This window comes from Mesorhizobium sp. 131-2-1 (assembly GCF_016756535.1).
Lineage (GTDB): Bacteria > Pseudomonadota > Alphaproteobacteria > Rhizobiales > Rhizobiaceae > Mesorhizobium.
Map to the genome: position 1 here is coordinate 6232098 of NZ_AP023247.1, position 12985 is coordinate 6245082.

Consider the following 12985-nt stretch of genomic DNA (forward strand, 5'->3'; position numbering starts at 1 on the left):
CGCATGTATTCCGATCTGATGCCGCGCAGCGTTCCGATCTGATCGCGCGCAGGTGGAGCACCTGATCGTCGGGGAAGATGTCACTGCATTTGCGGTTCGGTCAAGCGGCAGCGGAGATGATGGATCTGCGCATGGATTCGCCGTTGAGTTCGAGCCGGTGAGCGTTGTGAACGAGGCGGTCGAGGATGGCATCGGCGTAGGTGGGATCTCCGATCAGATCGAACCAGCGGGCCACCGGGAGTTGGCTGGTCACCAGCGTTGAGCGACGCCCGTACCGGTCTTCGAGGATTTCGAGCAGGTGGTGACGGGCATTGCCGTCGAGCGGTTCGAGGCCCCAATCGTCGAGGATAAGGAGATCGACCCTGGCCAGGCTTTTCATGCGCGCGGCGATGCGGCCGTCGCCCTTGGCCAGGGACAGGTCATCGATGAGCCGCGGCAGTCGGGTGTAGAGGACCGAACGGTTGTCACGGCAGGCCTTGTGACCGATGGCGCAGGCCAACCAGCTCTTCCCGACCCCGGCCGGCCCGACGATGGCCAAGCTCTCATGGGCGGCGATCCAGTCGCCCTTGAGCAGCTTGTCGAACAGCCGGCGATCGAGACCGCGCGCAGCACGGTAATCGACATCCTCGGGCACGGCATGGTGGCGTAGCCGCGCATGACGAAGGCGGAGCGCAAGGCGCCGGTCATTACGGTATGTCGCCTCGTGATCGAGCAGCAGGGCAAGCCATTCGGCGTGGCTGAGGTTGTCGGCATCGCTGTTGCTTTCCAATTCGATGAACGCATGGGCCATGCCGGCCAGGCCGAGTTGCCCCAGCAGTTCGAGTGTCGGATGTTTGAGCATTGTAGTCCTTTCAGTTGTAATATCCGGAGCCCCGGATGTTGGTGTGGAAGATCGGCGTGTGGTCCGGGGCTTCGCGCGCCGGAACCTTGTCGAGCCCCTTCTCGAGGATCGATTTGACCGAGGGATAGTTGCGCGCCTGGATCTCCAGCGCGCGCCGCGCGGCCGCTTCCAGGCGTTCGGCGCCGAAGCGCTTCGCTAGCCCGATGATGCCGAGGCATGAACGGTAACCCTGCTCGGGATGCGGCCGATCCTCGATGATCTTTTCAACCAGCAACGACAGCATCGGCCCGATCCGCGCCGCTTCCTCCCGGATCTTCACGGGCGTCCATTCACGGTAGCGCCGATGGCTCGAGGGCATATGTTCGGGGATCGTCGTATGCCGCCCGTTGCCGCTGCCACGCATGTGCGCGGCGATGCGTTCGCCATCGAGGAAGATTTCGACGGTGCGTGTGGTAATTCGAGCCTCGACCTCGCGGCGGGCGAAGCGCCAGGGCACCGAGTAATGGTGGTGCTCAATCGCGATGTGATAATCGAGTCCGACTCGGCAACGCTTCCACTCAGCGTGGACCCACCGTTCCGCCGGCAGCGGCTTGAGGTTCGGCGCGTCGATCTCCTCGAACAGCTGGCGCCGCGTTTTGCTGAACTGGCGAAGCACCCGTGTGTCGTTGAGATCGGTGATGCATTCGGCGACCGCCGCGTTCACCTCGGCCAGGCTGTAGAAGATCCGGTTGCGCAAGCGGCCCAGGACCCAGCGTTCGACAATGCCGACACAGGCCTCGACTTTCGCCTTATCGCGTGGCTTCCTCGGTCTTGCCGGGAGCACCGCCGTGCCGTAATGACGCGCCATGTCGGTGTAGCTGCGGTTGACCATCGGATCGAAGTGACACGCCTTAATCACCGCGACCTTCGCGTTGTCCGGGACCAGAAGATGGGCCACGCCGCCGAAGAAGGCGAAGGCGCCATTGTGCGCCTCGATCCAGTCCGCGAACTGCTCGGTCCACGTCGCGCAGGCAAATGACAAGCTCGATCCGCCGAGCACCGCCACAAACAGATGGGCATCGCGCACCTCACCGGTCCGGCGGTCGACTACAACCGGCACCGTGTCGCCGGCGTAATCGACAAACATCTTCTCACCGCCCGCGTGGCTCTGCCGCATCGTCAGAGGCAGGCGGCCTTCCCAGCGCCGGAACAGGTCACACCAACGGCTGTAGCGATAGCCATCCGGGTGGGCGGCGACATACTCTTCCCACAGAACCTGCAGCGTCACATGCTTGCGCTTCAGCTCACGTGCTACCGCCGACCAGTCCGGTTCCGGCTGTTTGCGCCGGCCGGGCTTCATCCCAGGTAAGCCGTATAGGCAAGCTTCCAGGTCGGCATCGCTCATCTCGGCCGGGACCGGCCAGTTCAGCCCGGAGCGTGCAAACCGCTTCAGCATATCCCGGACCGTCGTCGGCCCGACCCCGGCACGCTCGCCAGCCATCCGCGTCGATAGCCCCGCTTCCAAGCTCAGACGTAAAATCTCGCGCACGTGGCGCATCCTAACCCTCCTCGTCGGCATCCATTCCTCCGGTCGTTGCCCGACCGGAACATGCCCCAAGGATCAGGTTCTCCTAACTCCGAACTGCGCGCGATCGTGTCGGAATCCCGCGCGGGTAATTCTCGGAATGCTGCGCGCCATCACTTCGGAATGCCGCGCGCGATCAAATCGGAACGGTGCGCGCGATGATCTCGGAATCCGCAGTCCACGGCTATGATCGCGAGCTGCAACGGCGCATTCTCGACCATCTCAAGAAGCAGGGCGTCCGGGCCAATCAGGATATTACCTTAATCACCGACGGGGGGAAGAAGTCCGCTCGCTCGCGGAAATGATCGCACCGGCGCGAGCATGTCCTCGACTGGTTCCATATCACCATGCGCATCACGGTTTTTCGCCAGTTCGTGCAAGGGCTCGACAACCACGACGAGCAGACCGGACAGGACCTGCTTGCAACCTTGCGCAGGATCAAATGGCATCTGTGACGAAATCGCCGAGCTGCAGCTCGACGCGGAAAGTCTCGACACAGGCTAGCCGAACATGCGCAAGTTCCTGACCCCCAATCGGCGAGTTCCAGGCCTACATCGCCTTCCAACAGTGCCAGCCTGATCAATTACGGCGAGAGCTACCGGGCCGGAGATCGCATCAGCCTCTCCGTCGGCAAAGAGCTGTTCTGGTTCATCCCAGCCATCGAGCTCAACGTCCCGCGTCGGAGCGCTCTCTGCTTCTGGAGGAAGCCATTAGGTCCGCTCGGGCTTGATCGGAGGCTTGGCCGATGGACGTTGTGTTTGCTTCGCTCGGCTGCCGCCCGATGGCGAGGCTTTGCGAATTGTCAGTCCTCTGCCTTTTCGCCGGTCTCAACGGCGCTGTGTAACGTTCAGTGTTGATGACGACGCCCCCGCTGTTCACGCGGTTGCTCCTGTCCAGTGTACTCGTCAGCTTGTCCTCGGCCTCGCGCGTCTTGCCCAAGTGCCGTTCCAACGGCGCTGGCGCGACCTGTCTGGCTTGCTGCTCTTGCAAGGCGGCGTGTTGCACCTGCGACCCGGGTGCTGCCAAAGCTTCGGCAGGGCTTGCGGCAAGCTCGTGCGGCAAGCGCCCCTCTCTCAGTCGGTTTTGCAGCGCCTGCCGATCGGCGACGAGGTAGTTGAGGTGCAGCGGCAGCTGCTGGTCTGGCCGCTCTTCGTTCGCCAATCGACGAACCAGCTCGCGCGTGCCGTCCACCACGAAGACGCCGCAGTCAACAGCGTTTTTCTGCTGCGCCATGTCGGGTGTTACCAGGGTCGCGTCCAGTCTTGTAGCGAGCTTTCGTGCAGGCGCGTCGTTGTATCGCTGTTCATTTTGCTGGATGGAGTCGTAGTGATAGGCGACCGCTCTTTCCGGATCGCGGCGATCTACGAGGAGCAGCGACCAATGGGTGCCGCGGTCAATACCCACCCCATCGTTCACTGGCACGAACAGGAAGTCGGATGGGCCGGCGTTTCGATTATAAATCGACTGCAATGTGCCTCGCGCGTCTTGCTGCTCCATGTGGCGCAGCAGATGGGAGACCGACGGATCGACCAGCCGCGTCCGGGCGGCGAGCGCTGGATCGGCCTGCTGCAGCTGCTGCTCGAGGAATTCGTAATCCCTCTGGATATGTTCGTCGCCCAGCAGTTGGGTGGCCCCGAGCACCGCCCCCCGGGGGAGATTGGACGAGCCTGACGGAAGGGCTTCGATGTGTGCATCGGAGGAGGTAGTCAGATCGACCAACGGAACCCCGAGATGGGTGTCTGAGAGCCTGGCGGTCGCTGGCAAGGCGGGTCCCGGAGCCCTTGCCGGTACTGCTGCCGCTCCAGCTTCCCTTATCGCTCCGCGATGGAGGAGCCAAACGTCGTTGCCCTCCTCTGGCCTCCGGGCGGTGTAGCCGTGGCCTTTAATCTCGTAGTTCCATTCCGGCTTGTCCGCGTCCGGCAAGAGGCCATAATGGTACAAGGAAGAGAGCATCGCCTCTGGGACGCGTTGAGTCCCATGGGAGAAGCCTTTGGGCACGGCGAACGAAACATTTATGGAGTCCTCGATCGCAGCCGGGGGCGCCTCGGACCTTGCTGAGGGCGCGGCCCCCGCATGCAGCCTTCCGATGTGTTCGGACCCTGTCCCTTGAACCGGTACCCCTTGCAATGGCAATTCACCCAATTGCCACATGGGGGGCTGCATCGGCATGCGGCCGCCTGAATTGCCGATTTCGCTCGGCTGCTGCTGAATGGCGGCGGCTTGCGGCGTATTCAGGGCCCTCTGCCTCTCCGCCGGCCGCAACGGCGCCGTCGAATGTTCATTGTTGATGATGAACCGCTCGGGTGGCAGGAGGTTGCCCTGGTCAAGCGCATCCGGCCAGGGCCGGATCTGCTGTTGGCTGGCAGCCAAGACTGGCGGGGCGGCGGCCTCAACTCCGGCGTGCCCAGAGCCGGCCGCTGCCAAAGCGTCCGCCACGATCCTGTCTGACGCAGGCTTCGCATCGCGAACCCGTTCAAGCGCCCAGCGGAGATAATCGTTGCCTGGAAACAACACCTCGGCGAATTCGATCCGCGAATCATGATCCAGCCCAGAGATCGTCCGGCCCCGCCTGTCAAGCGCCTCAGAAAATCTGCGAAGACTATGACCATAGACAACACGGGTGCTTGGGGCCAAGCTGCTGTCACTGGTCACTTGTTCCAAGACATGCGCATCTGCCTTTGAAGGCACCGTCACTGGCCACCGGCCAGTCGCTGAATAGCCCGGCTCATGATACGCACGCAGGACGTTCAACGCCGGCCTTATATCCCTTATGTCAGTGTCTTTCGGAAAGAAGGTATTGAGGTGATCGACCAGGGATTGGTGATTTTTTAGATCAGTCGCTTGGCCACGAGCACCGAGATCATTCGCCAATCGGCGAAGCGCATTCGAGTATATTCGGAGCGTCGGCGCGCTATGGTGTTGCTGAGCCTCAGCATGGGCGATCGCCTTATCAATCACGTCCCGGTGTTCGTCGGACAAGTGGGGATAGCGGTTAGCCGGGGCACCAACAGTCGCTGAATAGCCCGGCTCATGATAGGCACGCAGGACGTTCAACGCCCTCTTCATATCATCGTTTTTCGGAAAGAAAGCATCGAGGTGATCGACCAGGGATTGGTGATTTTTTAGATCAGTCGCTTGGCCACGAGCGCCGAGATCATTTGCCAATCGGCGAAGTGCATACCTGTATTTTAGGACCGTGCTCTCGCTATATTTTTGCTGAGCCGCAGCGTGGGCGATCGCCTTATCGATAAGGTCGCGGTGTTCGTCGGACAAATGGCGATAGCCGGTGGCACGGGCGCCACTCGCGACAGGTTCGGCTCGGCGCGGCTCGGCCACGTGCTGCTCAAAACCCGCTTGCCGCGCTTGGCCAGCATCCGGCAAGGGGCCAGGGCGGTCCAAGAAAGAGAGCATCGCGTCTGGGACGCGTTGAGTCCCATGGGAGAAGCCTTTGGGGACGGGGAATGAGACGTTTATGGAGTTCTCGATGGCAGCGGGGGGTGCCTCAGCCCTTGCGGAGGGCGCGGCCTCCGCATGCAGCCTTCCGATGTGTTCGGACCCTGTCCGTTGAACCGGTACCCCTTCCAATGGCAATTCACCCAACTGCTGCGTGGGGGGCTGCATCGGCACGCGGCCGCCTGAATTGCCGATTTCGCTCAGCGGCTGCTGAATGGCGGCGGCTTGCGGCGTATTCAGGGCCCTCTGCCTCTCCGCTGGCCGCAACAGCGCTGTGTCATGTTCATTGTTGATGATCACCCGCTCGGGTGGCAGGTGGTTGCCTTGGTCAAACGCATCCGGCCAGGGCCGGATCTGCTGTTGGCTGGCAGCCAAGACTGGCGGGGCGGCGGCCTCAACTCCGGCGTGCCCAGAGCTTGCGAAAGCGTCCGACACGCTTCTGTTAGGATCCTCCGGTCCAGCGGGCATCCCTGGGTTGCCGAACAAAGACGAGGCGGCTTGATCACCCTGCCGCTGCTGAAGCACTTCGCGGAACCCCTGTTCCAGTCGCAGAAGCTCCTCTGGATTGGTTGGCGGCTTGTCAGCTCGATTATCGAACAGCGGCCGCAAGGCCTCGGGAACCTCCGCATTGTGAACCCGCTGCAGCGCGAAGCGGAGTTTCTTGTTGCCTGGAAACAACGCCTCGGCGAGTTCGGTCCGCGAATTGTGATCCAGCCCAGAGATCGTCTGGCCCCGACTCTCGAGCTCCTCAGAAAATCTGCGAAGAAGACGACCATAGACGACACGGGTGCTTAAGGCCAACCCGCTGTCACTGCTTAATTTTTCCAGGATACGCGCATCTGCCTTTGACGGCACCGCCGCTGGCCACCAGCCAGTCGCTGCATTGCCCGGATCATGATACGCACGTAGGACGTTCAACGCCGTTTTAATGTTCTGGTCATTCGGAAAGAAAGTATCGAGGTGATCGACCAGGGATTGGTGATTTTTTAGATCAGTCGCTTGGCCACGAGCGCCGAGATCATTCGCCAATCGGCGAAGCGCATTCGAGTATATTCGCAGCGTGTCCGCGCTCTGGTTTTGCTGAGCCGCAGCGCGGTCGATCGCCTTGTCAATAACGTCCCGGTGTTCGGCGGACAGATGGGGATAGCTGGCAGCAGGGCCGCCAGCAGTCGCTGAATAGCCCGGCTCATGATACGCACGCAGGGCCTTCAAAGCGCTCTTCATATCAACGTCTTTCGGAAAGAAAGCACCGACGTGATCGACCAGGGATTTGTGATTTCTTAGATCGATTGCTTGGCCACGAGCGCTGAGATCATTCGCCAACCGGCTAAGTGCAAACGTGTATTTTCGGGCCGTGGTCTCGCTATATTTTTCCTGGGAGTGGGCGATCGCTCTATCAATAAGGTCCCGGTGTTCGTCGGACAGATGGTGATAGCGGGAAGCACGGGCGCCACTCGCAACCGGGTCGGCTCGGCGCGGCTCGGCCACGTGCTGCTCAAAGCCCGCTTGCCGCGCTTGGCCAGCATCCGGCAAGGGGCCAGGGCGGTCCAAGAAAGGGAGCATCGCGTCTGGGACGCGTTGAGTCCCATGGGAAAAGTCTTTGGGGACGGCGAACGAAACGTTTATGGAGTCCTCGATCGCAGCCGGGGGCGCCTCGGACCTTGCTGAGGGCGCGGCCCCCGCATGCAGCCTTCCGATGTGTTCGGACCCTGTCCCTTGAACCGGTACCCCTTGCAATGGCAATTCACCCAACTGCTGCGTGGGGGGCTGTATCGGCACGCGGCCGCCTGAATTGCCGATTTCGCTCAGCTGCTGCTGAATGGCGACGGCTTGCGGCCTATCCACGGCCCTCTGCCTCTTCGCTGGCCGCAACGGCGCCGTCGAATGTTCATTGTTGATGATGCCCCCCTGGGGTGGCAGGTGGTTGCCCTGGTCAAGCGCATCCGGCGAGGGCCGGATCTGCTGTTGGCTGGCAGCCAAGACTGGCGGGGCGGCGGCCTCAACTCCGGCGTGCCCAGAGCCGGCCGCTGCGAAAGCGTCCGTCACGATGCTGTTGTGGTCACCCGGTCCAGCGGGCATCCCTGGGTCGCTGAAAAAAGACGAGACGGCTTGATCATCCTGCCGTCGCTGAAGCACTTCGCGGAACCCCTGTTCCAGTCGCAGAAGCTCCTCTGGATTGGTTGGCGACTCGTCAGCTTGATCGAACAGCCTCCGGGCCTCGGCAAGGTGCTGCTCAAAGCCCACTTGCCGGGCCTGGACCGCTTGCCCCTCTTCCAAGCCGGCGTCCTGCACCTGCGGCAAAGCTGTTACACGGGATGTAATTTTTCGCTGGTCCACACTAGCCTCGCATCAAACTGTATCGTCAAAGTCCTGCGCCAATCCGCGCAGCGGCTCATCGAGTCGAGATTCTGCGGAGAATCCCTCCTCTGCTTCCGTCAAGGGTGCCGGCTCCGGGAGGGCGCCTGTCTGCCTTGCGACTCTTCCGTGTCATATGTGGCATGTCGAGTCGATCCGGAGGATTTGGAGATGCAAATTCCCATAGCCGTTCACCTGTAGTGGAGTTTCTGATCGCCAAGGGACGGGATACGCGAGACGGGCGCTTAACCTTCGGTGTCATCTGGATGACCCATGCTAGGCGGGTTGGCTTACGACAAGCTGACGGGCACCGTAACGTTAACCGGGCATCGATCAAAATGTGGGATCTGGCGGCATGACCAGATTTTCCCGTGATTATCGTCGCCACCGATTTCCGGCGCAGGTGATTGCCCGTGCCGTTTGGCTCTATTTCCGGTTTCCGCTCAGCCTGCGGATGGTCGAGGATATGCCGGCAGCTCGTGGCGTCATCGTCTCTCGCCAGACCGTGCGACTTTGGGCTGAAAAATTTGGCAGACACTTTGCCAAATGATATCCGGAAGTGATCGGCCGGCAAGCTCGGCGACACATGGCATCTCGATGAAGTTGCCATCACCATCGGTGGAAAGAAACACTGGCTTTGGCGCGCCGTTCATCAGGACGGGTTTGTTCTCGACGTGTCGGTGCAAAGCCGTCGCAATGTCAAGGCGGCAAGCCTGGTGCAACACCAGGTTCTCGATACCGTCCGAGAACAACGCGACCTCGTCAATGCGCCGCGGCAGTTGTCTCCAGATCGCGTCATCAACCTTCGCCATTGCCCCCAAACGGCATCGGCTGAGGTTGGAACATCGGCATAAAAGGCGTGAACGATCGCCGGATCAGCCGGCTCCCCATCGCACCCGATGAAAACGACCACGCCGTACGCTGAGGCTCATCACGGGTCGACCAAAAGGCGGTAGATTCTTTGTATCGAGCGGACAGCGTCTGCGGCGCCGTCGTGCAATCGGCCCAAAGGCGAGAATGCGGATGGCGGGTGTGTGCGTCCGTCACGCAGGCCTGGCTTCGAAAGAGGGCACCGTGGTCGACAAAATTCGAGCGCAAGTCCGGCCTAGCCGGCACTCGCCGTTGCGGCCAGCCAGAACCTCAACTCAGGCGACTTTTCTTCAGAATCCTTGATGTAGCGCTCCTGCCAGTCGTCTTTCTCGCTGAGGGGCTTGCCGAACGTGTCCGGGTATTTCTTCAGCCAATAGCGGTAGGCATAGTGGTCGTAGAGGTCGAGCACATGGCAGGCATAGGCCTCGGCCAAGGGACGATGACCATGCACGATCACCATGTTCTCGTCGTTGTTATGGGAGGCGCGATAGCCCAGATTGTGCGAACCGGTGATGACCACGCACTCGTCGCTAAATGGGTCAATGACCACGACTTTGTTGTGAATGATGGCGAACCCAACCTTATAGATTTCCTTCTCCCACCGGCCGAAGGCATCATCGATCGCATCAGCAGGGATCGCGCGGTAATCAGGCGCAGCTCCCACCTTGCCCTTGGCTTTCTTTACGCCGCCGTCCTCGCCAATCACCCCGACGTTGAAACCGGCTTTTCCAGGCTGTTCGTCACCTGAGCCTGCATGCAAGGCCTCAGCGAAGTTTGCGGCCCGCACCGTGCTTGTCAGGGCGCCTCGCACGAACAGGTTTGGGTTGTTCCGAAGCGCGTTGCCGGCAGCATCGAGGATGGAGTTGTTCCCCGGATCGAACGCCAAGAAGAGCACGGCATGTTTCGCCGCGCCGACCAGCTCGTAGAGCCGAGCCATGTCATTGGGAATTTCTTTAGGAGGAGTTTGCAGCAAATCCTCGGTGTTGGGAGAAAACAGCACCTCTATGTGAGCGCTGCCGTCTTCAAGAGTCATGGGGTTGGCGATCGCCTTGGCATTGGCCTCGCGGTTGGCTTGCCGAAACGCCGGATCCTGCAGCTTCTTTGGGGCATCAGCACCCAGTTCACTGAAATGCTTAACCGAGGTCCAATACTCTTTGTAGCGGGCAGCGACCAGTGGCGATTTGATGATCAATGTATTGTTGGTCTGCGTGGCAAGCCCGGTGCTCGTCCAATTGGTGGAGCCAGTCAGCACCTTCGTTGGTTTGCCGTTTTCCTCCAACACCATGAACTTGTTGTGAGGAATGCTGCCATCGGGCAAAATGCGGTCCGTCACATTCACGCCGGCGGCATGGAGGTTGTGACGATTGTCGGAATCCGCATCGTCGACCTCTACGCCATTCTTTTTGCCACGCTCGTTTCCAAGCACGACATTTCGAATCTTAGGATCGCCATGGTCATGGGCCTGGAGGCGAACTTCGAGGCCCCGCGGATCGTTGAGTTCATAAAGTGCGCTGAAGATTTCGGCGCCAGCCGTCCGGTCAGCCTGGTCTAGCAGAGACGTGACTCCCTTGAACAACTCTCCCTCGAGCGCGATTCTGACCGAGTCGTGGGGATCGGCGACGCGCTTGAGCAAAAGGTTTCCGTTCGCTTTGTCACCAAGGGCCCGTGTCACGGCCTGCGTCGCCACAATCCCGCGGTTGAAATAGGCTTCGAAAATGCCCCTATCCGCGGTGACGGCCACCGAATTGGACAAAAGCGGTTCGGCGTCTTTTAGCGGCTGCAATTGGCCAGGTGTTCCACCCATCGGCACTATTCGATAGCGCACCTGAGAACCTCGCCGGACATAGAGGTCTTTCCACCAGAATTTCTGGATCGGGGCGTCTTCGGTTGTCGCGTCCTTCTGATCCTCGAACCCGGCGAAGCGTGCCATCGCCGGTAGCGCTTGTTCCGTACCAGCAGTCAGGTCCTGCCGGAATATCGCAAACCCTAGGCAGCCGTCGAGATGGCGATCATAGGTCCACGCGACGAGGGCAATGTCGTTATTGGAGAATGCCAGAGCTTTCATGGGACGTTCCTCATTGAACCGGACAGGCAGGGAGGCACGAAATCACGAGCGCGCGTAGGCGCCAGAACGGCTTTAAGGCAGGGAGCATGCGGGAGCTGTGGCCAACCAGCGGTTCAGAACCGCAGCAAGCCTTAAACCCGCGCGGCCGAGCTGCTCATCCACGACGGGCAAAGCTTTTGCGTAATAGTCGTTGTCGAGATTTGCGCCGTTAGTGATGCCGGCGGCCATCTCTTGCGCCAAGGTGTGGGCTTCTAGCGCCCAGGCTACCGGGTCGAGCGTCTCAGAGGCCTCGGGATGCTTGAGCAGCCAGTCAGTTTCTAGGCGATCCACATAGGATCCCCAGGCATAGGTGGTTTGTTTGATGATTGTGCTGTCCCACACCGCATGAAGGTTGTCGGCAGGGGTCTTAGGCGGACTTTTGATCAACCCACCGAACTTCACGGTGACTGCGAGCGCGTTCTCGCCGGTGTTGTCAGCCACGGTGTGGAACGGTTGGTGGAGATCTCCCACGATGTGAATGAGGTAGCGCAGGCTATCCCTGCGCTGCAAAGGGTCTGTTGCGCAGGTAATTTCATGCTCGGCGCGATCGATCTCAGCGATGGCGCAATCACCTTGCACATTCGCGGCGCATTGGGACACAGGGTCGTATTTGCTGTCGGCCAGAGGAATGTCGACGAAGTGCCAATTGTAGCTTTCCGGATGGATTGCATAACGGACGTCATCCGCCCAGCTCGCGACAGATGCCATCGCCACTTCTCCGCCCAGGATGCGCTTGACTTCCATCAGCGCTGTGGAGGAAAGACGCCGTTGGGCGATTTCTGCCACGATCGAATGCCCTTCCGGACCCCATGCAAATGCTTGGCTGCAAGCCGCGCCGGTGAGCAAGATCCCCAGCACCAAAGATTTCATGGGTGTCCTCCGTTTGATGTGCCTAACCATCCAAGGTGTATTCGGTCTCGACGGTTATCGAGCCAACGTAGTTGGGATAGGTCGTCATTCCCTCGTCATCGAGGACGTCCTCACGACTATAGTTTTTGTTTGAGACGTAGAAATGAACCTTGTCGCCAATACAGTCCATGGTGATGTCACCGGCTTCGTTCTGTGTCACGATTTTATAGCCGGTATAGTAGTTTAGATGGCGGGAGGGCGCTTCGCCGATGACGATGATCTGCGGGTCCAGCCTCTCCAACCAGGAATTCGGGATCTTGCCGCTGTCGCGCCCGTGGTGGGGCGCAAACACGACCGTCGTCTTCGTGAGCTCAATATCGTCGAAGATCTCCTCCATGAACTTGGTGTGGAGATCTCCGATCCACATGAATGTGGCGCCATCTTCGATTGAATAACGGGCGACCAGCGACATATTGTTGAAGGCCAGCCCGTCCGCCGCGTCCTTCAGGGCAGCCTTGTAAGCTTCATTAGAAACATTCGGCCACAGGATACTGATCCCAGCCGCGCCGCGCTCATCACTGCTCTGGTTCATCCATTTGCGCTTGCACCCTTTATAGACATGGTAGGCCGAGCTTGAGTCTCTCAGCTTGCAGTAGTGCTCAAAAGACGTGGTAGGACTGTCCTTGGTAGCGCTGTTGGCCACGCAATAGAAGTTGACGATACCGAGCTTCTCATCCAGGTACTCCAGGCCGAGGATGTGGTCCTGATCGGGGTGGGTCGAAATGAATCGCGTGATGCCTTTTTCGGCAGACGCTTCCTTGAGTTCTTCGACGATCGCCTCCTTCTGGTCGTCATTCAGGCAGCAATCGATAATCGTGAAATTATCGCTGTTGTGGCGGATGTAGAATGTGTCTCCGTTGCCGACAGACAACGATTTGACCAACGGCAT

The 12985-nt window shown here is 60.2% G+C and carries 7 protein-coding genes and 2 pseudogenes; 3 read left to right on the forward strand and 6 right to left on the reverse strand.

Translation table 11 applies throughout. From position 1 onward, the window contains the following. Positions 1-100 precede the first annotated feature (100 nt). Both istB and istA read right to left on the reverse strand, forming a co-directional pair. Entirely contained in the window at positions 101-841 is a 741-nt protein-coding gene (gene istB / locus JG743_RS30035; RefSeq protein WP_202295168.1) for an IS21-like element helper ATPase IstB, read from the reverse strand. A 10-nt stretch (positions 842-851) separates the two neighbouring features. Continuing rightward, a complete protein-coding gene (gene istA / locus JG743_RS30040) occupies positions 852-2378 on the reverse strand; it encodes an IS21 family transposase (RefSeq protein WP_202295162.1) in 1527 nt (508 codons plus the stop codon). A gap of 203 nt (positions 2379-2581) precedes the next feature. Between istA and JG743_RS30045 the strand changes: the two are divergent. Then, positions 2582-3025, forward strand: a pseudogene (locus JG743_RS30045) (ISKra4 family transposase); the annotation flags it as partial. A 46-nt stretch (positions 3026-3071) separates the two neighbouring features. On the opposite strand, the gene JG743_RS30050 reads toward JG743_RS30045, so the two are convergent. Next, on the reverse strand, positions 3072-7346 hold the full coding sequence (locus JG743_RS30050; RefSeq protein WP_244673235.1) for a Ulp1 family isopeptidase: 4275 nt from the start codon (positions 7344-7346) through the stop codon (positions 3072-3074). 396 nt (positions 7347-7742) lie between these two features. Here JG743_RS30050 and JG743_RS34355 point away from each other — a divergent pair, with 396 nt between their 5' ends. Together JG743_RS34355 and JG743_RS30055 are read left to right on the forward strand one after the other, a co-directional pair. Next, a complete protein-coding gene (locus tag JG743_RS34355; RefSeq protein WP_244673248.1) occupies positions 7743-8414 on the forward strand; it encodes a hypothetical protein in 672 nt (223 codons plus the stop codon). A gap of 178 nt (positions 8415-8592) precedes the next feature. Beyond that, positions 8593-8923: pseudogene (locus JG743_RS30055) on the forward strand (IS6 family transposase); the annotation flags it as partial. Positions 8924-9318: 395 nt separating this feature from the next. Here the strand turns inward: JG743_RS30055 and JG743_RS30060 are convergent. The 3 genes from JG743_RS30060 to JG743_RS30070 all read right to left on the reverse strand — a co-directional run bounded on the left by JG743_RS30060 (position 9319) and on the right by JG743_RS30070 (position 12985). Continuing rightward, complete coding sequence (locus tag JG743_RS30060; protein WP_010913946.1) at positions 9319-11148, reverse strand: phospholipase D-like domain-containing protein; 1830 nt, start codon at positions 11146-11148, stop codon at positions 9319-9321. Positions 11149-11220: 72 nt separating this feature from the next. Further along, on the reverse strand, positions 11221-12057 hold the full coding sequence (locus JG743_RS30065) for a S1/P1 nuclease (RefSeq protein ID WP_010913945.1): 837 nt from the start codon (positions 12055-12057) through the stop codon (positions 11221-11223). 22 nt (positions 12058-12079) lie between these two features. Then, positions 12080-12985: an MBL fold metallo-hydrolase gene (locus JG743_RS30070; RefSeq protein ID WP_202295947.1), complete on the reverse strand. Its 906-nt coding sequence runs from the start codon at positions 12983-12985 to the stop codon at positions 12080-12082.